Genomic DNA, 24,264 nt, shown 5'->3' with positions numbered 1-24,264 from the left:
GGTTGGTCGACGGCGGGTTCGATTCCCGCCATCTCCACCGTCTCTCGGCTCCGTCGCCGAGGCGGTCCGAGCGCATCCGAGCGCGTCCGGTCACGTATTCGCGGAGTTCAGGGAATGCAATTGGCTCGGTCTGCGTTGTACGAGTATGCTGGAGTATCTGATCGGCGCCAGCAGCCGCCTCGGCGGATGAAACAGCTGATCAGGATTGGTAACAGAATATGGGGATGATCGGTTTCGACGTTGGACACTGCGTCGGGAGAAGCGGGCCGAGAATGCAGAGTCATCTCGTTAATGTCCTCTGCAAAACAATAGGTGCTAAGTCTAACAACCGCACCGATTTCGCCCTCGCTGCCTGATAGAGCGCGAGCTGCGAATCCGTCAGCCTAGAGTTGCCTCTGCTCTAGATCCTGGCGTCGCTTAAGAGGCCACTGCTTCAGGCACATGTTGGGGGTGCCTGAGGGACTTTCACTCAACTCCGTTCGTTGGCTTACGTGTTCGTGCGATAGCCAGAACCTAAGACACTAATTCACGAACTGCGCCCGGAGAAGTCCTGACAATCTGCCGACGGACGCGGGTTCGATTCCCGCCATCTCCACGTGTCTAAGCCCCGGATTCCGCAAGGATCCGGGGCTTTTCGCTGTCCGGATATCCCCAGACCTGCAGTTTCACCACATCGACACCGGTGAACACCATCGCCGAGGCGGCCGGACAGGGCCGTTCCCATCTGTCCTTTGGAGAGCGGCTGGGTTCAGCCCCGATGAGATACGGTGGATCCGAGTTCAGAGAGGGGACCGGCAACGATGTTCTATCCGCCGCTGATCGGCTATCTGCTCCTCGCCGTTGTCTGCGTCGTTCTCGTGTTGGTCATCCGCGGCGACCGTCTGCCCCGCAATCGTGCAATCGGAATCCGGTCGGCGCTGACGCTGCGGTCCGAGGCTTCTTGGAAAGCTGGCCACCGTGCGGCGATTCCCGTGCTCATCATCATCAGCATCATCGCCGTCGGGTTCTCGATTGCACTGTTGAGCGTTGAGAAATTCGCCTGGCCGAAGGCAGTCGGAGCCGTTCTCGCAGTCTCGGGGTGGCTGCTCATCCTCGGCCTCTTTGTCAGAGTCTGGACGACGGCCAACCGCGCGGCGCGATCCGCGGACGACTGATCTGCCACGGCGACGACCTCCCCAGAGACGACCGCCATACCGTTGTCTGGGCACTCTCTTCGCGACGCCCTTGCGAGACCCGGGAGTTCCGACCACTCGGCCGATCACGATCAGCCATTCGGCCGAGGCTCGGCCTCCCCGAAACGGGAAGGATCGAGGGTGTCAGACAGCAGCCACGCGCCGGCTGTGAAACCCCGGCCCAGCACAGTGACTGCTCACTCCGATCCGATAAGGACGCTCCACACTCATGAAGAAGGCACTCATCGCCCTCGGCACCATCGTCATCATCCTCATCGCCCTCATCGGCGGACTCATTGTGGCTGAGAACCGTGCGAAAGTCGCACTCGAAGCCGACGTCGCCGACTACCTGGACGGCTGCGCGATCACACCCGACACGATCGACGTCCACGGTCGCCCCTACCTCCTCTACGCTGCACAGCACACCGCAGACCTCAGCTACGTCGATCTCGACCCAGCGAAGGGAACGAACAAGGATCAGGTCCTCGTCCACCGCCTCGTCGACGGCCACGCCGACCGGCTCACCCGCTTCATCACCTTCGACTACCCGTCAGGCCAGGTCCGGCCGGTGAAGAATCCCGATGACTCCTACACCGAGGTGGCCACCATCGACGGCAAGAGGGTGACCTTCTCCGCCCGGGCGGAAGGCAACCGGCTCGATGTCCTCGCCGACGAGCGTTTCCTCACCGACCGCGCCCTGCCGCAGGCGGCCGAAGTGCGGAACGTGTCCGCGGGAGACGATGGCGTGGTTGTCGAGGTCGAATACGCTGACACCGACTGCCGCTGATACGGTCAGCGCAGCGCACGACAATGCCGAACCCGAGAAACCAGAACCTGGCATCCGGCGTTGACTAGACTGTGAGCAAATGAGACGACTCCTCACCTGGCTGTGGCTGATCCCGGTCCCGCTGACCTTCGCCCTGGAACTGTTCATCGGCAGCGGCTGGTCACTGATCCTCGGCAACGTCATCGCCGTGGCCGTCGGCCTGCCCATCCTCATTCGAGCCCAGTTGCGTCCGGGACGGTCTGCACGGCTGGAGTGGGCCGTCCTCGGACTGCTCGGTGGCCTCGCCCTGGCCGCCGTCGCCGCCACACTGAGTCTGACGACTCTGTGGCTGAGCCTGACGGTGCTGGCGATGCTCACGCGCGCATCCTCGGGCCGGATGAGCATCGCCTCCATTGTCGTTCTCGCAGTCGCGAACATCGTCTGTCCCCTGGTCATGGCCGACGGTGCGACCTTCGCACTCATGGTGTTCGCCCTGATCATCGCCGCGATCGCGATCGGTCTGATGCTGCGATCGAATGACCGTACCCTGATCGAACGACAGGCCACCGCCACCGAGGCGGAACGACGTCGCATCGCCACCGAACTCCACGACCTCATCGCCCACGAGGTGACCGGAATCGTCGTGCTCGCCCAAGCCGCCGGGCGCAGCGACAGCCCGGACCTGAGAACAACGGCCCTGGCGAAGATCGAAGATTCGGGGACCCGCGCGCTCGAGGAGATCCGCCGCCTCGTCTCCGACGCCCGCAGCGACACGCGAACCGATGCCTCACCCGTCACCGCTGCGGGAACGGTGTCCGATTCTGGCGCGGAGACCGCTTCCCGCACCCCGATCGCTTCGGGCCCGCAGGCTCTGCGTGACCGGGTCGCGGCGTTCGGCAAGTCCGCGACGATCACAATCGACACCCCCACCGAGGTGGCCGCCCCGGTCTGGCCCGTCCTCGACCGTGTCCTCGTCGAATCCCTGACGAACGTGCGCCGTCACGCCGGCGCCGATGTTCCGGTGACGGTCACCGTCATGATCGAGCCCGCCACCCCGACTGACTCAGCCGAAAACCTCGCCGGGCCCGACGTTCTCGGCACCCTGACCATGACCGTGACCAACGAACCCGGTTCCGGTGGGGTCGGTGCCGGTAGCGGCACGGGACTGAACAGTCTGCGCGTGAGGGTGAGCCACCTCGGTGGGAGGATCGAGGCGGGATCCGAACCCGGGGGAGGATGGAGCGTGGTCGCGCGGCTGCCGCTCAATCCAGTGAACGACCACCGAACAGGGGAGAGCCGATGATCACCGTCGCTGTCATCGACGATCAGGAGATGGTGCGGATGGGATTCTCACTCATCCTTGACGCCGAAGCCGATATCCGCGTCACCGGGCAAGCCGCCGACGGCGTCGACGCGATCGCTCTTGTCAAACGCGAACAGCCCGATGTGGTGCTGCTCGATATTCGCATGCCGCGCCTCGACGGTTTGGCTGCGCTTCCGCGACTGACTCCGTATTCGCAGGTCATCATGGTCACCACCTTCGACGATGATGACTATGTCGATGCGGCTCTCGCCGGGGGAGCCAGCGGATTCCTGCTCAAGGACGCCGGAGCCGACCTCCTGCTCGCCGGAGTCCGAGCGGCGGCGAACGGCGATGCGCTCATCTCCCCCTCGCTCACTCTCGACCTGCTCCGACGGCGCACCGCCGCACCCCGGTCGGAGACCGCGCGCATCGACAGCCTCAGCGATCGGGAGACCGAGATCGCAAAGCTCGTCGCCGTGGGACGGACGAACCAGGAGATCTGCGCCGAGCTCTTCATCTCACTCGGCACCGTGAAGACCCACCTGGGCAGCATCCAGGCCAGACTCGATGCCCGTAACCGCGTCGAGATCGCCGCCCGGATGTGGGAATCCGGGGCCATGAACTCCAACGGCTGAGGAGCGCGGACTCTTCTCCCACGCTGCAGTCGCCTCACCGGCCCCAACCGCCCCAACCGTTGCGCCCACCTCACCCCGCCAGTCGTGCCGGGATCAGCCGAATGGCCGACCCCGTTCGTCGATTCTCGGTCGCACGGCCGATGTGCCAGGTCATCGATCCGGGAAGGATAGAAGCCATGACACGACCTCAATCCGACACCACACGCCCTGCCGACAACGTGAGCCCTGCCGACTCGGCGAGGCTCGCCGACACCGCGCGGCCCGCAGATATCCGATCTCGACCCCGCATCGCCGCACTCGACGTCATCCGCGGGTTCGCCCTGTGCGGGATCCTGCTGGTCAACCTGCCGCCGATCTTCGGCCTCGGCGTCGAGGGTGGGGGCCTCGACTTCTACCGTTTCTACGAAGACTTCGTGCAGAACCGCTTCTTCCCGATCTTCTCGTTCCTCTTCGGAATCGGGTTCGGACTCATGTGGCTGTCCGCCCGGAACCGCAGCCACCGACCGCGCCTGGCTCTGCTGCGCCGGTTCGCCTTCCTCGGCATTCTCGGTGGGCTCCATCAGCTCCTCCAACCCGGCGAGGCGCTGCTTCCATATGCGCTCGCCGGGATCGTCTTCCTGCTGCCGGCCACGTGGATCGCCGACCGGTGGCGGAACGTCGTCACTGCGATCCTCGGCGTCGTTCTGCTCATCGCCGGAGTGGCCACCGGAGGCGGAATGGCCGTCATCCCCGGACTCTTCCTGCTCGGCTTCGCCATCGGCGGCAGCGATTTCCTCCGTTCCGTCCTCAACCGCCCGGGACGAGTCGCGATCGCCGGTGGTCTCGCACTGATCGTGACGGTCGTCGGCTTCTCCGTGACGGACTATACGACCCGTCACGTCGACCAGTGGATCAATGCCGGCCTGGGCCTGTGTATGGCCCTGACCTATATCCTCGCCATCCTGCTGCTCCTGCGCACCCCCGCCGAGGCGGTCCTGAAGTCCGTATTCGCACCGCTGGGTCGGATGGCGCTGAGCAATTACGTCGGCGCCACTGTCATCCTTGTCGCCGTTCGGCTGGCAGCGCCCGATCTCGCCCGGTTCGAGGACCGCGGCGGATACGTCGCCGGACTCGTCATCTGCGCCGCGATCATCATCGTTCAGGTCGTCGTCTCAACTCTGTGGCTGCGCTGTTTCGGACAGGGCCCGCTGGAGAAGCTGTGGCGCCTCGTCACCTGGGGCCGGTCGGCACAGCAAGACCAGTGTCTGAACCAGGGCCGCCACCAGCTGCGCAACCGGCCGGGCGCCTTCACGAGTTCACGCGGATGACCTCTTCTTGGTACGGTGCGATGATCTCGCCGGAGATCCGCAGGTCGAGGAGCAGGAAAGGCCGTTCGTCCACTGGGCGGGACTTCCACTCCTCAACCACGGCGAGATCGCTCAGGGTGCGGACGGCGACCCCGTGCCCACCGGCGGCCGTCGCGAGGGCCGCGAAATCGATCTCGTCGATGAGCATGGGCGACTTCTCCAACCCCTTGAGCCCGTACAGGTTGACCTCGGCACCGTAGGCCGCGTCATTGAAGACCACGGCCAGACCGCGACCGCCGGCCACCCGGATCGCGGTGTCGAGGTCGGACAGTGCCATGGCTCCGCCGCCGTCACCGGTGGTGAGCACGATCGTCGAGTCCGGGTTTGCGCGGGCGGCCCCGGCGACGCTGTGCCAACCGAGTCCGATCGATTGGAAGGCGGTGCCGACCATCGCCAGCCGATCGGGTGCACTGGGCTCCCAGAACATGTTCGCCCAGGCGATGAAATGTCCGCCGTCGGAGACGACGACCCGATCCTCGGGCAGAACCTCGCCGAGGCGGTTCGCCGCCGCACGCGGATCGAGCCGACCATCGTCGGCGAGCTCCGACCCGACGACGTAGGCACGGTCGGCAGCGGTGTCGACGGAATCGTGCCAGCGTTCGTCGGCACTGTCCGAACCCCCAGCACTGCCTGCGCCGGTCGCCGCCAGGCGCGCGATGAGTTCGGCGGCGGTGAGTTTCGCATCGGCGCGGATGAAGCCTCCGACTCGGGCGTTCGTGGCGCGGTCGTCGGTGTCGATCTGCCATACCGCCGTCGAGGGATGGAAGAGGTCTCCGAAACGCATGGTGAACTGATTGAGCGAGGCTCCGAAGACCACGGCCACATCGGCCTCGCGGACGCGCTCCATCGCGGCCGGGGCACCGAATCCGCCGGCGACTCCCAAATCGTGTTCGGCAGCCGGGAAGATGTTGCGTCCCAGCGCGGTCGTCACGGTGAGTGCTCCCGTGATGTCCACGAGTTCACCGAGTTCGGACTCGGCTCTGGCCAGCCAGGCACCGCGGCCGGCGAGCAGCAGGGGACGTTTCGCTCCAGACAGATCGGCGGCAAGGCGATCAAGAGCCGCATGTGCGAATTCGCCGGTCGGTGCCATCGGCGAGGGACGACTGGGGCCGGGCACAGCCGGGATCTCACCGAGGTCCAGAGTCGCCACATCGTAGGGAATGGCCAGGACGACGGGCATTCGGTAGGTCAGCGCATGCTCGATGGCGGTCACGGTAGCTGCGGCGGCATCGACCCGACCGACGGTGTAGGTGCGCACACCCACGGCGGAGGCCATGGCGATCTGGTCGACGTCCCATGGGCGGGGACCGGACGTGGGCTCATCCCCGACGACGAGGACGAGGGGAACCCGGGCTTGTGCCGCCTCGGCGAGGGCGGTGAGCGTATTCGTGAACCCGGCACCATACGTGGTGGTGGCCGCGGCGATCCGCCCGGAGGTGCGGAAGTGGGCGTCGGCGGCGACGACGGCTCCGGCCTCGTGGCGGACGGCGGTGTAGGTTGCCGAGGTGTTACGCAGCAGGGCGTCGAGGAAGTAGGCATTGCCGTTGCCCATGAGGCCGAAGACCTCGTCGATGTGGGCGGCAAGGGTGTGCGCGACGTGCGCGGAGGTATGAGCCATGGCAGGCCTTTCGCGAATGAGATATGGAAATGAGGGATCCATATATGTCTCACACGCGCGGTTTGCGGCTTCGTGCTCCTTTTTCGAGCACCGGCTGATGTGCCGCTCGCCCTGGGCACCCAGCTCCGGGGGCTGCCGTGGGCGGCTCAGCCTGACGTGTACGAATATAGGGGACTGTAGCCCGGCGCACCAATCCGGGTGGTGGCCTCGCGAGGAGAACGCCCGCCCCCGAACTACCTGACGGCGGCTCAGCAACCTCGCGCGAGGTTGCTGAGCCGCCGTCAGGTAGCAATTAGCGGGTGATGCGTTCCTTCCAGGCGGCCATGACCTCGGGCGAGGTCGGCTTCGACGCGAAGGACCCGACGAGGTAGCCGACCAGCGAGGCGATGAGGCCCAGGTAGATGGCCTCGTTGGCGTAGATGCCCGCCACGATCATGACGATCACGGTGGTCACGGCGCCGAGGATCATGCCGGCCATGACGCCGACGATCGTTCCGCGCTTGAACACGAGACCGCCGAGGATCGGGATGAACAGACCGGCCACCAGCAGGTTGTAGGCCACGGTGAGCGCCTCGACGACGCTGGGCATGATCATCGCGAGCACCAGCGTGACGACGCCGAGCACGATGAGGTAGATGCGCGAGTCGCGCACCTCGTCACCGGTCTCGCGCACCAGCGACCGCACGAGCGTCGACCTCGCACCGGATCCGGATTCCGAGCCGGAAATGCCGGACGCACTCGCCGAGGCGTCCGACCCATCCGTTGCCGTATCCTTCGCACCGGCTCCCGCACCGTCGCCGTCGCCGCGTTCAGGAACGATGTCCTTGCGGGCGAGGATCGGTTCGACGATGTCCTGACGGCAGACGGTCGAGGCGGCCATGAGCGAGCCCGAGGCCGTCGACATCATCGCGGCCAGGGCCGCAGCGAGCACGATTCCGGCGAGCACCGGAGACATCGAGGCATCGACGACGGCGACGAACACATCGTCCTGGACTTCGATGCCGGGCACGATCTTCGTCGCGGCCATGCCGATGAGCGCACCGGCGACAGCGTAGAGCAGGCAGTAGACGCCGGCGGAGAAGCCGCCCCACCTGGCCACACCCGGGCTGCGGGCGGTGAACACGCGCTGCCAGATGTCCTGGCCGATGAGCAGTCCGAGGGTGTAGATGAGGATGTAGCCGAGGATTGCCTCCCAGCCGATGCCCACCGGTGAGGTGTGCGATTCGGGCAGCGAGGAGAACAGCTCGGAGATGCCTCCGGACTTCGAAAGCACGATGGGCAGCATGATGAGGAAGATGCCGATCGTCTGGATGAAGAACTGCACGAAGTCCGTCAGCGTGATCGACCACATGCCGCCGAGCATCGAATAGAGGATGACGATGCCGCCGCCGATGAGCACCGACCACACCTTGTTGAGATCGAACAGGGCATGGAAGACCGTGGCGTAGGCGACTGTCGACGTCGTCGAGATCATCAGACCGTAGGCGGTCATGATCGCTCCGGAGACGAAGCGGGAGCCCTTGCCGTAGCGGAGTTCGAGCATCTGCGAGACCGTGTAGATCTCGAGCTTCTGAATCTTCGGAGCAAAGAACAGCGAGAGCGCGATGATGCCCAAGCCGATCGCGAAGACGAGCCACATTCCCGACAGCCCAGCCGTGTAGCCGAGGCCGACTCCGCCGATCGTCGACGCGCCGCCGAGGACGACGGCCGACATCGTGCCGGTGTACAGCAGTCCGCCGAGGCGGCGCCCTGCGACCAGGAAGTCCTCCTGGTTATGGGCCTTGAAGCGGCCCCAGACTCCGAATCCCACCATGGCGGCGAGATAGATGATGACTACCAAAGAGTCCACAGCGACCCTTTCTGTTGGATCGGCTCAGTGACCGACGGTGATGTGAATGGCGGTGGGAACGGTGCGATCGAGCGCCTCGGCGATGGCTTGCGGCAGAGCGGAATCGATGTCCGCTTCGGCGATCGTCACCCCGGCCCCGCCCATGGACTCGCCGAGTTTCGCGAAGTCCGGACGGGCGAGTCTGACAGCGAAGGGTTCGATGTCGCGGTCGACCATCTGACCCTCGATCTCCGCATATCCGCCGTTGTCGACGACGACGAAGGGGATGCCCAGCCCCAGCTCGGCAGCGGTCATGAGCTCCTGGATGGAGAACATGGCCGCACCATCGCCGAGGATACACACGACCGGTCGTGCAGGATCGGCGACCTTCGCTCCGAGGGCGGCGGGAATGCCGTAGCCCAAAGTGGCGAATCCCGGCATGTAGAGCAGCTGATCGGGCGTGCTCGCCGTCAGCGCGTGCACCGTGCCGTCATAAGTGACCTGCGAGGAGTCACCGGAGATGACGACGGTCGATCCCGCACCTTCTTCGACGAGCCGGGTGACTCGGGCGCCGATCGCCTCGAAGTCGAAATCGGTGGCCCAGGTCTCTCGGATCCGGGCGACCCGATCGGCCCCGGATTCCTTCGCCGAGGCGGCCGATCCGTGTCGCTCGGACGATTCCGTTCCGTCATCTTTCGCCGAGGCGGCGCTGGCCGAGGCGGCACTGTCGTTTCCGATTCCGAGTGCGCTCATGAGCGCGGTGAGGAACTCGCCAGTGTCCGCGCAGGCGAGGATGTCCCCGGGCAGGTTCTTGTTCAGCTGGTCGGGGTCGATATCGCAGCGGATGACGGTCTGTCCGGCAGACTCATCACGCACACCGATGCTCGTCTGCGCACCGATGACCCCGCCCCACAGGTCGGAGTCGGCCAATTCGGAGCCGAGCACGATGAGCACATCTGCCGCCGCGGATTCGGCCTGCACGCTGGGGAAGCGCACATTCGAACCCAATGACAGCGGGTGCGTCTCGGACACGATGCCCTTGCCGTTGGCCGTCGTCGCCAGGGGAGCGTCGAGGGCCTCGACGAGACGAGCCACCTCGGCGTGGGCGCCCCTGGCACCGCCGCCGGCGATGACCAGCGGACGCTTCGCCGCACGGATCGCCTCGGCGGCACGGGACACCACATGATCATCGAGTCCGGGACGGCGACCCGCGAACGGGACCGGAACGCTTCCGTTCCATGCGCCCTCGAGCACGTCGAGGGGAACCTCGATATGCACGGGTCCGGGACGGGCCGAGTCGAACATGGCGAACGCCTCGGCGACGGCCTGAGCAGCACCTTCGGCAGTGCGGGTGCGCTGGGAGGACACGAGGAGGTGGCCCACCGCACCGGAGGAGTCCTTCGTCTCGTGGAGCATCCCGACGTCGGCGCGCTCGAACCCGGTGGGCACACCGGGAGAGAGGATGAGCATCGGTCGGGACTCGGCATAGGCGGTCGCGGCGGCGGTGATGACGTTCGTCAGCCCCGGCCCCGAGGTCGTGATGACGACCCCGGGCTTGCCCGAGACGAGGAAGTACCCGTCGGCACCGTAGCCTGCCCCCTGCTCGTGGCGGGGAGTCACGGCGCGGATCCCGAACTCCGGCAGATGCCGGTAGAACTCGAGATTGTGGGTGCCGGGGATGCCGAAGATCGTGTCGACACCGTGGGCGGCCAGGGTCGCCACGACCGCGCGACCGCCGTTGCGGACGTTCTGTTCGGTGCTCATTCAGACTCCGAGAGCATCGCCGGCGGGCCCGGAGGGAGCGGTGACTCCGTTGTTCTCCGCCGCCCAGAGGGACAGGACCTCGTAGCCGACATGAGCGGCGGCGAGTCCGGTGACTTCGGCATGGTCGTAGGCGGGGGCGACTTCGACGATCTCGGCGCCGACGACATTGAGTCCCTGGAGCCCGCGGATCGAGTTGAGCAGCTCACGGCTGGTCATTCCACCTGCCTCGGGGGTGCCGGTGCCGGGTGCGGCCGCCGGATCGAGGACGTCGATGTCGACGGACAGGTAGACCGGAGCGTCGCCGAGGCGACCCCGCATCCGGGCGACGACGTCCTGGACGGAGGTGAACTGGTATTCGTCGCTGCGGATGATCTGGAAGCCGAGCACCTCATCATCCTCGAGGTCCTTCTTCCCATAGAGGGGACCGCGGATGCCGATGTGCATCGAAGCGGTCATGTCGATGAGGCCCTCTTCGCTGGCGCGGCGGAAGGGAGTGCCGTGGGTGTAGGGCGCACCGAAGTAGGTGTCCCAGGTGTCCAGGTGCGCATCGAAGTGGAGCACGGCGATCTTGCCATGCGTCTTGTGCAGCGAGCGCAGGTTCGGCAAGGCCAGGGTGTGATCCCCGCCGAGGGTGAGCAGCTTGGCCCCGTCGGCGCGCATGGCGTCGGCGTTGGCCTCGACGGTGGTGATGGCCTCTTCGATGTCAAAGGGATTGACGCCGAGGTCACCGCAGTCGGCGACCTGCTGCCAGGTGAACGGGTGGACGTTCGTGGCCTGGTTGTAGGGGCGCAGCAGCTTCGAGGACTGGCGGATGTGAGCGGGTCCGAAGCGGGCACCGGGACGGTAGCTGACGCCGGCGTCGAAGGGAATGCCGATGACCTTGACGTCGATCTTCTCGCCGGGACGCTCGGCTTCGACCTCGTCGATGCGCGGCAGCAGTCCGAACGTCGGGGGTCCTGCGTAGCGGGGTGTCTTGCTGTAGTCGGCTGGGCCGAGCGGCTGAGACGTCACTGGCTTGCTCCTTCGTCGTAGCGGCTGACCCGACCCGAACGGGCCGGAGGTGATGCCCTCAGCCTAGGACGTGCGTCACACAACACCGATATCCGTAGGGGAGCATTTGAAACCACTACTGTCCATCATGGATAGAATCGGGTGCATGGTCACCTTGGAACAGATCTGGACGCGCGCAGAACTCGCGCTCGAGGTCATCGTCGATTCGCCCACCGCAGCGGAGCAGAACGTCACGATCGTGCACTCCTCGGAGCTGCCGGAGGTCGACGAATGGCTTGCCGGCGGTGAGGTGCTGCTGACGATCGGGGTCGGTCAGGACCTCGGCGGGGACACGGTCGGGGACTATGTGCGCCGCCTCAAGACTGTCGGCGTGCACGCGCTCGGCATCGGGCTGGGCTCCGACCTGCCGTGGCAGCAGGTTCCGCCGAAGCTCGTCGCCGCCGCGCAGGAGGCCGGGCTGGCGCTGTTCGGCGTGCCCGAGCCGGTTCCGTTCGTCGCCGTCGTCGATGCCTTCACCCGGATGCGTGAGGCCGAGACCAACCGAGAGCTGACCCGGGCGAGCAGCGCCGCCCGCCGTTTCGCAACCGCATTGGCCGGGGAGGGACCTGCGGCGCTTGTGGCCGACCTGGCAGAGACGCTGAAGGCTCCGGTCCGGTTCGTCTCGCCGACCGGCAGGGCGTTGAGCGGTGACGACGCCGAGGAAGACGTGCGTTCGGCACTCATCGAGGAGTCATTGAAGCCGACGTCGGGGCCTCGCCTGATCCGCACCGGTTCGCGGATCGTCGAGGCCGTTCCGATCGGAGGTGATCATCCGCTCGGGTGGATACTCACCCCCGCCGAGGCGGCCGGATCTCCGAAGACGCGTGCCCTGCTGCTGTCGACCGCCTCGGCGCTGTTGGCGATGTCGTTGGCGGATCTGCCCGTTCCCTCCGGTCGCGCGCGGCTCTTCGACTCCGATCTCAGTGACGACGAAGCACGTGGGGAGTGGACTCGGGTGACGGGGTTGGCACCGGTGGCGACGGTGGGGATGCGCATCTTCGGCGGTGTCCGAGGGGACTCCGCCGAACGCCTCATCGCCGATATCGTCGGTCGGAGCCTGCTCACTCGCACCGGTTCGCTGCTCGGGGTGGTCGGAGCACAGGAACGCGGACTCGATGAGCTGGTGACGCGGGCCGCCGAGGTCACCGGCCTGGACGTGCTCGCGGAGAAGAGGCTGCCGTTGGGTCAGCTCCATCACACGTGGATGCTGTGGCGAACCCAGCACGAGTCCGAGGCCTCCGAGGTCAGGGCGCTGCTGTCGGCGGTCGATGAGGAGGCTGCCGACCGATTCGTCGATCGGGTTCTCGGCGAACTCTTTCGGGCCCGCGGCGGTGAGGAGCTGTTGGAGACCCTCCGGGCCTTCATCACCGCGTCCGGGGCACGCGAGCGCATCGCCGCCGAGTTGGGAGTGCACCGGCATACGGTGCGGGCGCGGTTGGCGAAGATCGAGAAGCTGCTCGGCCGGGACCTCTCCCGTGCCGAAACACTGCAGGCCGTGTCGTTGGCACTCGAACTCGCTGAACTCTAGGCACACCTCTCACCGACCGCTCGGCACGGTGTTCCGCGCGGCGGTGCTCTCCGCTCAGTCCTCGAAGTGTTCGATGCGGAAGCGTTCGGCGATCTCAAGCACCCGGGCGAGGGCTTCGTCTGCGCCGATGCTGATGCGCACACCGGCCCCGAGGTTGCGCACCGCCACGGCCTGTTCGACGCAGGCATCTTCGAAGGCACCAGACTTTTCACCCAACGGCAGCCAGACATAGTTCGCCTGTGCTTCGGGCACCTCCCAGCCCTGTTCGCGCAGTGCAGCTGCGAAGGCATCGCGGGTCTGTGCGATCTCGCCGGCCCGCTCGAGCACTTCGTCCCAATGATTGAGGGATTCGAGGGCGGCGGCCTGGCTGAGATCGGTGACGCCGAAGGGGATGACGGCCTTGAGCAGTCCTTCGATGACCGGCGGGTGGGCGACGGCGTAGCCGACACGCAGCCCGGCGAGTCCGTGTGCCTTGGAGAAGGTGCGGAGCAGAACGAGATTCGGATAGTCGCGGACAAGACCGAGTCCATCGGCTCGCCCGGGTTCGGTGGCGAACTCCCAGTACGCTTCGTCAAGGGCGACGAGAACGTGGTCAGGCACCTTATCGAGGAAGGCGCGGACCTCGTCGTCGCGCAGCACCGGGCCGGTCGGGTTGTTCGGCGAGCACAGGATGATGAGGCGGGTGTCTTCGGTGATCGCCGCCGCCATCGCGTCGAGGTCGTGGCGACCCTCGGCTGTCAGCGGCACTTCGCGGCGGGTGGACCCGACGAGCCCGGTGGTCTGCGGATACATCTCGAACGACGGCCACGGATAGATCGCCTCGGTGGTGGCATCCGAGGTGATCTGGGTCAGCGCGACGAGCAGTTCGCTGGCACCGGTGGTGACGACGAGCTGATCCAGCCCGACACCGAGGCGGTCGGCCAGTCCCTGACGCAGCGCCAGCGCCGCGTCGTCGGGGTAGAGCGCGGGGTTCGTCGCGTGAGCGACCATGGTTTCGAGCACTGCCGGCAGGGGAGGCAGGAAGTTCTCGTTCGAGGAGAGCTTGAACGACTCGAGACCCTCGACCTGGCGGGGAGGCTTGCCCGGAACATAGGGCGGGAAGGTCTCCAGAGCGGCCCGCAGCCGCGGTGACGGTGCCGAGGGAGCGGACGCCGAAGCGGTGGAGCCGGATGCGCTCGAGGACGAAGTCCCGGGCGCGGAGGTGGACGCAGAATCTGAAGCAGCGGGGTCGGAGGCGTTCATGGACTCATGATGTCACAGCGGGTCAGCGCTGCCACCACGCCCCGGAGGGGTCAGACTTCGTCGACGAGGATCACCAGGGTTTCTCCGGGGTCGACCGGCCTCCCTCGCCGCCGGGGCCCTGCTGTTGCTGCTGTCGTTCGGAGTCCTCGCGGCGCTTCTCAAGCTCGTCCCGCTTCTTCTCTCGTTCGGACTTGCCTGAGGAATCGTCCGGCTTCTCCTCATCTTCCCCGGGATCCTGGCTTTCATCTCCGGAGGATTTCTCGTCCCCGGAGTCCTTCTCCTGCGAGTCCTCGTCCTCGGACTCGCTGTCGTCGGTTCCCTCCTCCTTGGCTTGCCCGCCCTGCTTCTTGTCCTCGACGCGTTCCTTCGCCTGGCTGCTCTTCTGCTTCTCTTCGCTCTTCTTCGGCTGGCATTCCTCGGGCGCGTCTTCGAGGGTCTTCAGTGACCGGTCGTAGAGTTCCTGCGACTGGTCGGGGTCCTGGGAGGCGATCTGATCTGCCTGCTTCTCATAGACAAAGGACAGGTTGATCCGCACAGCACATTCGGCCGAGGTCGGAGCGATCTCCAAGGCGGCTTCGAGATCGGTCTGGGCAGCGTCGTAGTCGCCGACGGCCGCCTCGGCGGTGCCGCGGTTGAAGTAGCCGATATGGCGTTGGAACGGGCTGACCCGTAGGAACGCCGTCGCCGCCTTCTTGGCACCAGGGAAGTCATTCGAGGTGTATCTGACCTGCGAGGCGGTTCCGAAGTATGTGGCCATGGCGATATAGCCGAACACCAGGGCGAATATCGTGCCGAGGATGAGGTTGATCTTCGTGATCCGACGCAGCCGTGACCACAGATTCTTCAGGCGGTTCATCGCTGACCTCCCTGATAGGGCACCGGCTGGTAGGGAACCGATCCGCTGGGACCTGGTGGGCCCCCGGGACCAAACGGACCTCCGGGACCAAGCGGGCCTCCGGGACCGGGTGGGCCGCCTCGGCGAGGGCGTTTGGGGGTGATCGCCTTGAGGCGAAGGTATTCGCGGACTCCGAAGACGAGCTCCACGGCGATCCACGCGAAGACGAGGATGAGCGGGACCCAATAGTATTCGTCGACGGTGACCCGGCCGTCCTTCTTCACCAGGGCCTGATCGTACTTCGGGGCGGTGTAGACGCTGGAGATCGCGCCGTTTCCGTCCCGGTGGTGGTAATCGACGCCGAGGTCCGAGGCGATCTGGCGCAGGTTGCCCTCGTCGATCTTCGAGATCCCCGGATTGCCGTTGCGGTCCTGGATGTACTCGGGAGGTGCCTGATCGTCATCTGGGTCATCGGGGTCACCGATTCCTGGGGCATTGCCGGGATCACCGACACCGGACCCGTAGCCGAACGGCTGGCTGTCGCGCATCTTCCCGCCTTGATCGGTGCCGTATCCGAAGACGGCGCCGCTGTCGATGCGGGAGGCGAAGGGCGACCACGACTCCGGATTCTCCGATACGGTCTGCTCACCGTCGCCGAAGTAGAACACGACGTTCTTGTTCTCCGGACGGTCCTCATCGTTCGAGGTCATCCGCTTATCGAGCTCCTCACCGGCCTCGGTGATCGATGAGCCTCTGGAATTCATGGATGATTCGGGTTCGAGGACGTCGACGGCGGAGGCGAAGGCGGCGTGGTCGGTCGTCAGCGGCATCACGGTGGCTGCGGTCGAAGCGAAGGTGATGATGCTCAGCCGGGTGCCGGGGAAGGCGTCGGCGAGTTCGAGCATGTCCTTCTTGACCCCCTCGAGGCGGGTGTCGTCCCCGTCGAAATCCTCAGCGGCCATCGACGTCGTGACGTCGACGACGAAGTACACATCGGCTCGTGCCTCGTACTCCTCGGTCGAGGATTTGATGGGGATCCCGGGGCGTGCCAGTGCGATTGCGAGCACGGCGACGACACCCATGCGGGCGAACCACTTCCAGCGTGCTCCGTCGCCGCGGATGGCGGGGATGATGCACACGGTGAGCAGGGCGATGACGATGAAGCCCCAGCCGAACCAGGTGAAGACGGGATCGAAGATCATGATTTCGTCCTCCACGCCAGTACGAACACTCCGGCGAGGCCGAAGACGGCGAGTGCGAGCGGAACCACCGGCATATCGTGGACGATCGTGTACGAACGGCCGGGGGTGTTCGCCGCTTCCTGGCTCTGGATCTCCTCGACGATGCGGTCGATCGTCGAGGCCGAACCCATGTCGAACTGTTCGCCGCCGGTACGGTCGGACACGGATCGCAGCTCCTTCGTCTGAGTGGTCGTCAGCACCGAGGGAGGGGAGAGGCTGTAGACGCGGACCTTCGCGTCGACGGCGATATCGGCGGCTTCGTTGAGCTCGAAGAGGGGCTCACCGGCGAGCATATTGTCCGTGGCGAAGATGATCGACCGGGACCGGTCCTCGTCCTGCCGGTCGAAGTTGTCGACGCAGCTGACGAGTCCATCGCCGATGAGTGAGGAGCCGCCGATGTTCGGGGGCGACGTCGACCACGAGTAGTCGGTGCCCTCTGCGCCCCAGGTGCGGAACCCCTCCTCGGCCTCGGCGAGGTAGTTCTGGACCATGTCGTAGTCGTCTGTGAGCGGGAATGCGGAGACCGCGGTGGCATTGAAGACGGTCAGGCCGATGCGTTCGCCGTCGAAGCGGTCGACGAGCTCCTGGTAGGACTCCAGCAGATCGGCATCGTAGCCGAGCATCGACCCGGACACATCGAGGCAGAGCATGACATCGCGCATCTTCCGCTCCGGGTTGACCGTCTCCACCCAAGCCGGACGTGCGACTCCCGCCAGTGCCGACAGCCCGGTGAGGACGATGACTCCGAGGAGGGCGACCGTGGTCACCAGTCGTCTGCGCATGGCCCTGCGGAAACTCGGCAGGCTCGTCATCCGCCCGCTGTGGGCCACGGCCAAAGAGGACTCCGTCGACTTCGGACGGCGGAACCAGAAGACTGCGGCTGCGGCGAGGGCCAGCAGGATGAGCGCCAGCCACCAGAACATCAGGACCATCGCGCCACCAACTTCCGGGCCTCGGCGATCTGAGGCTGCAGACCGGCCGGTTCGGCTTCGGCGAACTCCGCCTCGTAGAGGCCGAGCAGGCACTGCGCGAGGTCGTCGAGACCGGCGACTGCCGCATCGCGGTAGGTCAGGTGCTCGGCTTTGACGCCCCAGGCGTCATGGGCGAATTCGCGCACGATCGTCGCCAGCTGCTGTGCCGATTCGCGCACGTCCGCCGATTCTGCGGTCAGTCCCGTTTCCACGGCGCTGATGCGGGAGAGGTAGGTGCTGCGCACGGGAATCGGGATGCGCGGTCCGTCCGCTGCGGTGACTCCGGCGGCGGCGCGGAAGAGAGGGGCGAAGAGGTTTCCGCACGCCAGCAGCAGGACGAAGCAGGCTGCCACGTACCACGCCGGTGAGACCTCCAGGGGCCCGATGAGTTCAGCGGGGCCCACGGCGGTGCCTCAGCAGAAGAGTGTGCAGTCGGCCGAGGGCCGACTTCGGATGGTCGATTTCGATGTGGGCGATGCCCAGCTTGGCGAGAAGGTCGATGCGCTGCTGACGGCGGGCCGCCTCGGCGAGGGCGAATTCCTGTCGGACCTCGGGTTTCGTCATCACCGAGGTCGGCAGTCCATGGTCGGGTCGGGCGACGTCGAACGGCGCCGAGGCGGACGGCAGTCCTGCGAGGTCCGCGTCGGTGATCGTGATCCACAGGACCTCATGTTGGGCGCGCAGCCGACGGATCGTCGCTTCGGCCTCCGGCCCCAGCGGAGCCTGATCGGAGATGACGACCAGCAGCATCCGATGGTTGATATGGCTGGTGATCCACTGCAGCTGGGTGTTGATCGACCCGGGGGAGTCGCTGCCGGTCTCGGCGAGGATCTGCTGCAGGAGATGCTCGAGGTGGGCCTCGCTGCCTTTCCGCGGTGAAGCGGTGGTGTGACCGGCGTTTCCGTGGATGAGCATGACGTCGTCGGCGTGGCGGACGGCGAGGTAGCCGACCATCCCCGCCATGAGGATGGCCAGGTGGCGTTTGTCGGCTCCGGCGGAGGTCACGGCGTCGAAGTTCCGGGAGGTGTCGACGACGAGGCCGAGGATGTGCCGACGGTGGGCGACATAGCGTTTGACCAGGGGCTCTGTGTGCCTGGCCGTGGCTTTCCAGTCGATGTCGCGGATCTCGTCACCGGGGATGTAGTCGCGCAGATCGTCGAAGTCGAGGCTATGGCCGTGGAAGACCGAGGAGTAGTCGCCGTCGAGGAGGCGCCGGGTCCGCCGATGGGCGTGGATGGTCATCCGCGCCTTGATTCGGTTGAGCAGGACAGTCATCGCGGCAGCCGATCAGGGAGTGGGCACTGCCATGAGGAGGGCATCGACGATCTGGGCGCTCGTGATGTTCTCGGCGGCGGCTTCGAAGTTGAGTTGGATGCGGTGGGCCAGCACTCGGTGGGCGAGGTCCTTGATGTCTTCGGGGATGACGTAGTTGCGGCCGCGGATCATCGCCAGCGCCCGGCCGGCGTTCGTGAACGCGATGGAGGCACGTGGGCTGGCTCCGTATTCGATGAACGGGGCGAAGCGGCCGAGGTACTTCGTCGTATTGCGGGTGGCGTGGACGAGTTCGACGAGGTAGCGGGTGATGGCCGGGTCGATATAGACGGTGCGGGCGTAGCTCTGCATGGTCACGACATCGTCGAGCGAGCAGGCCGGATCGGGCACCGAGTCCTTGTCGAAGACCCCGGAGTCGAGGCGGGAGAGGATCTCGACCTCTTCGCCGGGGTTCGGGTGGGTGAGCAGGTCCTTGATCATGAACCGGTCGAGCTGGGCTTCGGGCAGTTGGTAGGTGCCCTCCTGCTCGATCGGGTTCTGCGTGGCCATGACGAGGAAGGGGCGGGGGAGTTCGAAGCGTTTGCCGCCGATCGTCGTCTGCTTCTCCTGCATGGCCTCGAGCATCGCCGACTGGGTCTTCGCCGACGACCGGTTGATCTCATCGAGGAGGACGATGTTCGCATGCACGGGACCGAGCACGGTGTTGAACGACCCCTCGTGCGCGTTGTAGATCTGCGAGCCGATGATGTCGGCCGGCAGCAGATCCGGGGTGCACTGGATGCGGGAGAACTTGCCGTCCACGGCATTGGCCAGAGCCGCGGCCGCCGTGGTCTTCGCCAGCCCCGGCACGCTCTCCAGCAGCAGATGACCGCTGGAGAGAAGTCCGATGAGCAAGGATTCGCGCAGGCGCTGCTGCCCGACGACGAAATGGTCGAGGTAGGACTCCAGAGCCTTGAGGATCGTCTGTGCGTGCGCGATCTCCTGCGTGTTCGCCGGTGCCGTTGCCGTCATGGTCCCTCAGTCTCTCGGTGTCACTGGTGCATCGATGCCACGTGTCTTTCGGTGTCACTGTGGTCGTTCAGCCACGCCGTCTGATGCGTTTCTGTGGTCTCCAGCATATTGGCTGGCACTGACACGCGACAGCCGAGAACGTTGCAGTGCTGACACACAGAGCAGTGCTGTGCCCGACGTGCGTCCGTCCGCCACCTGCCATTCACAGCGCGGCCATCTCATGTCAGGACCGGGCTGTAGCGTCGATGGAACCGACGAACGGATGTGAGGAGGTGCTGTGATGATCGCCTCTGCCTCGACGTGATCGGTGCCGCACTAAGGAGTTCGGAATCGTCGGTCGTGGACTCCGCGACATGCCCACAGGCAAAAATTTTTTCTGTGGAAAGCGGTGGAAAACGGAGGTGGACAACGGGTCGAAAATCGGCCCTGAAGCCGCCGATCCCAGCGTCCGCGCAGGTGATCGAACTACATGATTGTCGTTCACAGCCTGTGGACGATTGTGGACGGTGATGACACAGGGTGTGGAACCTGCAAATGACACTGGTGTAACACTGGATATAGGGGTAAGGTCTAACCCGAACACAACATCTAGTGGTCACCCCTGAGCCTGCGCCTCGTGATATTCATCATGATCGAGCAGTTGACGGGACACGGTCACAGCCATCAGAATGCCGAACTGCACAGCAGAATGAAGGAGTCGTCATGATCACCGTGTACACCAAGCCAGCTTGCGTCCAGTGCAACGCCACCTACCGTGCTCTCGACGCCAAGGGCCTGAAGTACAAGTCGGTGGATCTCAGCGTCGACGAGAACGCCCTCGATGTCGTCAAGGCCATGGGTTACATGCAGGCTCCCGTCGTCGTCACCGACAACGATCACTGGTCGGGCTTCCGTCCGGACAAGATCGCCACCCTGACCGGCGAACAGTCTGCGTCCGTCGTGGCCTGACAATGCTGCTGGTCTACTTCTCCGCCAACTCCGAGTACACGCACCGCTTCGTCGCGAAGCTGCGTCACCCGGCAGTGCGGTTGCCGACGTTGACCAAGGAGCCGACGCTGCGAGTGGATGAGCCATTCGTTCTCGTCACCCCCACCTATGGGGCCGGTCGCAATCGCGGGGCTGTTCCCAAACAAGTCATCAAGTTCCTCAATGTCGAAGAGAACCGGCGCCATCTGGTCGGTGTCATCGGCGCCGGAAACACGAACTTCGGCATGGACTACTGCCGCGCGGCCTTCAAGGTCGCGGCAAAGTGTCAAGTACCCCTCATGTATCGAGTCGAACTCCTGGGCACTCAGGAAGATGTCGACGCTGTCAACCTAGGATTGGACAAACTGTGCGCGAGCTCGCTGAAGACCGCAATGTAGAGGACATCATCCGCGAAGAGACGGATCTGGATTACCACGCGCTCAACGCGATGCTGAACCTGTACGACGAGGACGGCAGGATCCAGTTCGAGCGTGACAAGCAGGCTGCCCGGCAGTACTTCCTGCAGCACGTCAACAACAACACCGTCTTCTTCCACAACCTCAAGGAGAAGCTCGACTACCTCGTCGAGAAGGACTACTACGAGCCCGAGGTTCTGGAGCAGTACTCGTTCGATTTCATCGAGCAGCTCTCGACGCGCGCCTACGATCAGAAGTTCCGCTTCCAGACATTCCTCGGCGCGTTCAAGTTCTACACCTCCTACACGCTGAAGACCTTCGACGGAAAGCGCTATCTCGAACGCTTCGAGGACCGCGTCGTCATGGTCGCTCTCTTCCTGGCTCGCGGAGACGAGACTCTGGCCACCCAGCTCGTCGACGAGATCATCGCCGGCCGCTTCCAGCCGGCCACCCCGACGTTCCTCAACGCAGGCAAGAAGCAGCGCGGTGAGCTCGTCTCCTGCTTCCTGCTGCGCATCGAAGACAATATGGAGTCGATCGGTAGGTCCATCAACTCCGCTCTGCAGCTGTCCAAGCGCGGCGGCGGCGTGGCCTTCGCTCTGACAAACATCCGCGAGTCCGGTGCACCGATCAAGAAGATCGAGAACCAGTCTTCGGGCGTCATCCCCGTCATGAAGCTGCTCGAGGACTCGTTCTCCTACGCCAACCAGCTCGGAGCCCGCCAGGGTGCCGGTGCCGTGTACCTGCACGCCCACCACCCCGACATCTACAAGTTCCTCGACACCAAGCGCGAGAACGCCGATGAGAAGATCCGGATCAAGACCCTGTCCCTGGGCGTCGTGATCCCGGACATCACCTTCGAACTGGCCAAGCGCAACGAGGACATGTACCTCTTCAGCCCCTATGACGTCGAACGCGTCTACGGTGTGCCCTTCTCCGACATCAACGTCAGCGAGAAGTACACCGAGCTCGTCGACAACGCGGCGATCAAGAAGAAGAAGATCAACGCCCGCGAGTTCTTCCAGACTCTAGCCGAGATCCAGTTCGAGTCCGGCTACCCGTATGTGATGTTCGAGGACACCGTCAACAAGGCGAACCCGATCGACGGCAAGATCATCATGTCCAACCTGTGCTCGGAGATCCTCCAGGTCTCCGAACCGAGCAAGTACGACGACGATCTCGGCTATGACGTCGTCGGCAAGGACATCTCCTGCAACCTCGGTTCGCTCAACATCGCTCTGACGATGGACTCGAGCAACTTCGGGCAGACCATCGAGACCGCGATCCGCGGACTCACCGCGGTCGCCGAGACCTCGAACATCCAGTCCGTGCCTTCGATCGCCCGCGGCAACGACATGTCGCATGCCATCGGCCTGGGGCAGATGAACCTCCACGGCTACCTCGCTCGTGAGCACATCTACTACGGTTCCGATGAGGGCCTGGACTTCACGAACATGTACTTCTACACCGTCGCCTACCACTGTGTGCGGGCGTCGATGGAGATCGCCAAGGAGCGCGGTGAGACCTTCGCCGGCTTCGAGCGGTCGAAGTACGCCACCGGCGAATACTTCGACAAGTACACCGATGAGGTCTGGCAGCCGCGCACCGCTCGTGTGACCGAGTTGTTCTCCGAAGCAGGCGTGCACATCCCGACCCAGGACGACTGGCGCGAGCTCAAGGCTCAAGTGGCCGAGCACGGCATCTACAACCAGAATCTCCAGGCCGTGCCGCCGACCGGTTCGATCTCGTACATCAACAACTCGACCTCGTCGATCCACCCGGTGGCCTCGAAGATCGAAATCCGCAAGGAGGGCAAGGTCGGCCGCGTGTACTACCCGGCTCCCTTCATGGACAACGACAATCTCGAGTACTACCAGGATGCCTACGAGATCGGCTACGAGAAGATCATCGACACGTATGCCGAGGCCACGAAACACGTGGACCAGGGGCTGTCGCTGACACTGTTCTTCATGGACACCGCCACCACTCGTGACATCAACAAGGCGCAGATCTACGCGTGGCGCAAGGGCATCAAGACCATCTACTACATCCGGCTCCGGCAGCTCGCTCTGCAGGGCACGGAAGTCGATGGCTGCGTCTCCTGCATGCTCTGATGATGGAATCGGCGGACCGATGCGAATCGGTCCGCCGGCCTCGTGCGGGCTCCAAGCCGCCGGCTGGGCCCGCACACATGACTTTCGTCTGCCGCGCAGACAGCACGTACTCACGACGAACAGCACTTTGGGAAGAGAGAAAGCGTTGGAGAATCTGACTCTGGCATCGCATGTCGATGCCATCAACTGGAACCGCGTCGTCGATCCGATCGACGACGAGGTCTGGGATCGCCTGACCGGCAACTTCTGGCTGCCGGAGAAGGTCCCGCTGAGCAACGACATCCAGTCCTGGGCGACTCTCACCGACGATGAGAAGACGCTGACGATGCGCGTCTTCACCGGTCTGACCCTGCTCGACACGATCCAGGGCACCGTCGGTGCGATCTCGCTCATCCCGGATGCGGTCACCCCGCACGAAGAGGCGGTGCTGACGAACATCGCGTTCATGGAGAGCGTGCACGCGAAGTCGTACTCTTCGATCTTCTCGACCCTGTGCTCGACGAAGGAGATCGACGAGGCCTTCCGCTGGTCGCGTGAGAACAAGTACCTGCAGTCGAAGGCCGATATCATCCTCAGCTACTACCGGGGAGACGATCCGCTCAAGCGCAAGGTCGCCTCGACGCTGCTCGAGTCCTTCCTCTTCTACTCCGGCTTCTACCTGCCCATGTACTGGTCGGCACACGCCAAACTGACGAACACCGCTGACCTCATCCGTCTGATCATCCGCGATGAGGCTGTGCACGGCTACTACATCGGCTACAAGTACCAGAAGGGTCTGGAATCGCAGCCCGAAGAGCGCAAGCAGGAGCTCAAGGACTACACGATGAACCTCATGTTCGAGCTCTACGAGAACGAGGTCGCCTACACCCACGATCTCTACGATCCCGTGGGACTGTCCGAGGACTGCAAGATGTTCCTCCACTACAACGCCAACAAGGCGCTGATGAACCTCGGTTACGAAGCGATGTTCCCCAAGGAGGTCACGAAGGTCAACCCGGCCATCCTCGCGGCTCTGTCGCCCGGCAGCGACGAGAACCACGACTTCTTCTCAGGTTCGGGATCGTCCTACGTCATCGGCAAGGCCGAGAACACCGAAGACGACGACTGGGACTTCTGAGTACTCAGCCCTGACCTGACTTTTCAGCATCGAGGCGGCCCATCCAGACGGAAAACGTTTGGATGGGCC

At 64.8% G+C, this 24,264-nt stretch carries 21 protein-coding genes and 1 other RNA gene; 11 read left to right on the top strand and 11 right to left on the bottom strand.

Translation table 11 applies throughout. The features are described from left to right. Positions 1-220 precede the first annotated feature (220 nt). From ssrA to AC239G_RS13415, 6 genes are all read left to right on the top strand, one after another. Positions 221-598: a transfer-messenger RNA gene (gene ssrA / locus AC239G_RS13440) on the top strand. Between the two features lie 169 nt (positions 599-767). Then, positions 768-1,154 (top strand): SdpI family protein, encoded by a 387-nt coding sequence (locus AC239G_RS13435; protein ID WP_139470379.1) that lies wholly within the window; start codon positions 768-770, stop codon positions 1,152-1,154. A 247-nt stretch (positions 1,155-1,401) separates the two neighbouring features. Continuing rightward, the gene (locus AC239G_RS13430; RefSeq protein WP_139470378.1) at positions 1,402-1,959 is read left to right on the top strand and encodes a hypothetical protein; all 558 of its coding nucleotides are present in this window, start codon (positions 1,402-1,404) and stop codon (positions 1,957-1,959) included. Positions 1,960-2,038: 79 nt separating this feature from the next. Further along, the gene (locus tag AC239G_RS13425; protein WP_139470377.1) at positions 2,039-3,241 is read left to right on the top strand and encodes a sensor histidine kinase; all 1,203 of its coding nucleotides are present in this window, start codon (positions 2,039-2,041) and stop codon (positions 3,239-3,241) included. Then, on the top strand, positions 3,238-3,876 hold the full coding sequence (locus tag AC239G_RS13420) for a response regulator (protein WP_482400540.1): 639 nt from the start codon (positions 3,238-3,240) through the stop codon (positions 3,874-3,876). Before AC239G_RS13425 ends, AC239G_RS13420 begins: the two co-directional genes overlap by 4 nt. A 176-nt stretch (positions 3,877-4,052) precedes the next feature. Further along, the gene (locus AC239G_RS13415; RefSeq protein WP_139470375.1) at positions 4,053-5,183 is read left to right on the top strand and encodes a DUF418 domain-containing protein; all 1,131 of its coding nucleotides are present in this window, start codon (positions 4,053-4,055) and stop codon (positions 5,181-5,183) included. On the opposite strand, the gene AC239G_RS13410 is transcribed toward AC239G_RS13415, so the two are convergent. The 4 genes from AC239G_RS13410 to speB form a co-directional block, all read right to left on the bottom strand. Then, positions 5,164-6,840, bottom strand: a complete 1,677-nt coding sequence (locus AC239G_RS13410) for a thiamine pyrophosphate-binding protein (RefSeq protein ID WP_139470374.1) — start codon at positions 6,838-6,840, stop codon at positions 5,164-5,166. The genes AC239G_RS13415 and AC239G_RS13410 overlap by 20 nt on opposite strands. Positions 6,841-7,132: 292 nt before the next feature. After that, positions 7,133-8,689, bottom strand: a complete 1,557-nt coding sequence (locus AC239G_RS13405) for a sodium:solute symporter family protein (protein ID WP_487489039.1) — start codon at positions 8,687-8,689, stop codon at positions 7,133-7,135. 24 nt (positions 8,690-8,713) lie between these two features. Next, positions 8,714-10,432, bottom strand: a complete 1,719-nt coding sequence (locus tag AC239G_RS13400) for a thiamine pyrophosphate-binding protein (protein ID WP_487489038.1) — start codon at positions 10,430-10,432, stop codon at positions 8,714-8,716. Continuing rightward, positions 10,433-11,443 carry an agmatinase gene (gene speB / locus AC239G_RS13395; RefSeq protein ID WP_139908563.1) on the bottom strand — a complete coding sequence of 337 codons (1,011 nt, stop codon included), beginning with the start codon at positions 11,441-11,443 and terminating at the stop codon, positions 10,433-10,435. Positions 11,444-11,588: 145 nt separating this feature from the next. Between speB and AC239G_RS13390 the strand changes: the two genes are divergently transcribed. After that, complete coding sequence (locus AC239G_RS13390; RefSeq protein ID WP_487489037.1) at positions 11,589-13,010, top strand: PucR family transcriptional regulator; 1,422 nt, start codon at positions 11,589-11,591, stop codon at positions 13,008-13,010. Positions 13,011-13,064: 54 nt separating this feature from the next. On the opposite strand, the gene AC239G_RS13385 is transcribed toward AC239G_RS13390, so the two are convergent. From AC239G_RS13385 to AC239G_RS13355, 7 genes are all read right to left on the bottom strand, one after another. Further along, positions 13,065-14,252, bottom strand: coding sequence for a histidinol-phosphate transaminase (locus AC239G_RS13385; protein ID WP_446657111.1), 1,188 nt, complete (start codon positions 14,250-14,252; stop codon positions 13,065-13,067). A gap of 70 nt (positions 14,253-14,322) precedes the next feature. Then, positions 14,323-15,108, bottom strand: coding sequence for a tetratricopeptide repeat protein (locus tag AC239G_RS13380; RefSeq protein WP_139908560.1), 786 nt, complete (start codon positions 15,106-15,108; stop codon positions 14,323-14,325). Continuing rightward, positions 15,105-16,289 carry a vWA domain-containing protein gene (locus AC239G_RS13375; protein WP_139908559.1) on the bottom strand — a complete coding sequence of 395 codons (1,185 nt, stop codon included), beginning with the start codon at positions 16,287-16,289 and terminating at the stop codon, positions 15,105-15,107. Before AC239G_RS13375 ends, AC239G_RS13380 begins: the two co-directional genes overlap by 4 nt. Then, positions 16,286-17,260 (bottom strand): vWA domain-containing protein, encoded by a 975-nt coding sequence (locus AC239G_RS13370; protein ID WP_139470366.1) that lies wholly within the window; start codon positions 17,258-17,260, stop codon positions 16,286-16,288. Before AC239G_RS13370 ends, AC239G_RS13375 begins: the two co-directional genes overlap by 4 nt. Then, positions 17,251-17,703: a hypothetical protein gene (locus AC239G_RS13365; protein ID WP_139470365.1), complete on the bottom strand. Its 453-nt coding sequence runs from the start codon at positions 17,701-17,703 to the stop codon at positions 17,251-17,253. Before AC239G_RS13365 ends, AC239G_RS13370 begins: the two co-directional genes overlap by 10 nt. After that, positions 17,690-18,574, bottom strand: a complete 885-nt coding sequence (locus tag AC239G_RS13360) for a DUF58 domain-containing protein (RefSeq protein ID WP_181272496.1) — start codon at positions 18,572-18,574, stop codon at positions 17,690-17,692. The genes AC239G_RS13365 and AC239G_RS13360 overlap by 14 nt, the downstream gene beginning before the upstream one ends. Before the next feature lie 12 nt (positions 18,575-18,586). After that, complete coding sequence (locus AC239G_RS13355) at positions 18,587-19,582, bottom strand: AAA family ATPase (RefSeq protein ID WP_139908556.1); 996 nt, start codon at positions 19,580-19,582, stop codon at positions 18,587-18,589. 702 nt (positions 19,583-20,284) lie between these two features. On the opposite strand from AC239G_RS13355, the gene nrdH reads away from it, so the two are divergent. The 4 genes from nrdH (at position 20,285) to nrdF (ending at position 24,195) form a co-directional block, all read left to right on the top strand. Further along, entirely contained in the window at positions 20,285-20,530 is a 246-nt protein-coding gene (gene nrdH, locus AC239G_RS13350; RefSeq protein ID WP_025778731.1) for a glutaredoxin-like protein NrdH, read from the top strand. A 2-nt stretch (positions 20,531-20,532) separates the two neighbouring features. Then, entirely contained in the window at positions 20,533-20,946 is a 414-nt protein-coding gene (gene nrdI, locus AC239G_RS13345; RefSeq protein ID WP_101546862.1) for a class Ib ribonucleoside-diphosphate reductase assembly flavoprotein NrdI, read from the top strand. 5 nt (positions 20,947-20,951) lie between these two features. Then, complete coding sequence (gene nrdE, locus AC239G_RS13340) at positions 20,952-23,078, top strand: class 1b ribonucleoside-diphosphate reductase subunit alpha (protein ID WP_229664253.1); 2,127 nt, start codon at positions 20,952-20,954, stop codon at positions 23,076-23,078. Positions 23,079-23,223: 145 nt separating this feature from the next. Further along, positions 23,224-24,195: a class 1b ribonucleoside-diphosphate reductase subunit beta gene (gene nrdF, locus AC239G_RS13335; RefSeq protein WP_139470360.1), complete on the top strand. Its 972-nt coding sequence runs from the start codon at positions 23,224-23,226 to the stop codon at positions 24,193-24,195. Positions 24,196-24,264: the final 69 nt, after the last annotated feature.

This window comes from Brevibacterium sp. Lmc1, assembly GCF_057654315.1.
The sequence above is the reverse complement of the archived record's forward strand: the minus strand, read 5'-3'. Positions and strand labels throughout refer to the sequence as shown.

Excerpts from the sequence above, each read along its gene's own strand:
- AC239G_RS13430 (WP_139470378.1), top strand. The coding sequence starts at position 1,402 with ATGAAGAAGGCACTCATCGCCCTCGGCACCATCGTCATCATCCTCATC.
- AC239G_RS13425 (WP_139470377.1), top strand. The coding sequence starts at position 2,039 with ATGAGACGACTCCTCACCTGGCTGTGGCTGATCCCGGTCCCGCTGACC.
- AC239G_RS13420 (WP_482400540.1), top strand. The coding sequence starts at position 3,238 with ATGATCACCGTCGCTGTCATCGACGATCAGGAGATGGTGCGGATGGGA.
- AC239G_RS13415 (WP_139470375.1), top strand. The coding sequence starts at position 4,053 with ATGACACGACCTCAATCCGACACCACACGCCCTGCCGACAACGTGAGC.
- AC239G_RS13410 (WP_139470374.1), bottom strand. The coding sequence starts at position 6,840 with ATGGCTCATACCTCCGCGCACGTCGCGCACACCCTTGCCGCCCACATC.
- AC239G_RS13400 (WP_487489038.1), bottom strand. The coding sequence starts at position 10,432 with ATGAGCACCGAACAGAACGTCCGCAACGGCGGTCGCGCGGTCGTGGCG.
- AC239G_RS13390 (WP_487489037.1), top strand. The coding sequence starts at position 11,589 with ATGGTCACCTTGGAACAGATCTGGACGCGCGCAGAACTCGCGCTCGAG.
- AC239G_RS13385 (WP_446657111.1), bottom strand. The coding sequence starts at position 14,252 with ATGAACGCCTCCGACCCCGCTGCTTCAGATTCTGCGTCCACCTCCGCG.
- AC239G_RS13380 (WP_139908560.1), bottom strand. The coding sequence starts at position 15,108 with ATGAACCGCCTGAAGAATCTGTGGTCACGGCTGCGTCGGATCACGAAG.
- AC239G_RS13375 (WP_139908559.1), bottom strand. The coding sequence starts at position 16,289 with ATGATCTTCGATCCCGTCTTCACCTGGTTCGGCTGGGGCTTCATCGTC.
- AC239G_RS13370 (WP_139470366.1), bottom strand. The coding sequence starts at position 17,260 with ATGGTCCTGATGTTCTGGTGGCTGGCGCTCATCCTGCTGGCCCTCGCC.
- AC239G_RS13360 (WP_181272496.1), bottom strand. The coding sequence starts at position 18,574 with ATGACTGTCCTGCTCAACCGAATCAAGGCGCGGATGACCATCCACGCC.
- AC239G_RS13355 (WP_139908556.1), bottom strand. The coding sequence starts at position 19,582 with ATGACGGCAACGGCACCGGCGAACACGCAGGAGATCGCGCACGCACAG.
- nrdH (WP_025778731.1), top strand. The coding sequence starts at position 20,285 with ATGATCACCGTGTACACCAAGCCAGCTTGCGTCCAGTGCAACGCCACC.
- nrdI (WP_101546862.1), top strand. The coding sequence starts at position 20,533 with ATGCTGCTGGTCTACTTCTCCGCCAACTCCGAGTACACGCACCGCTTC.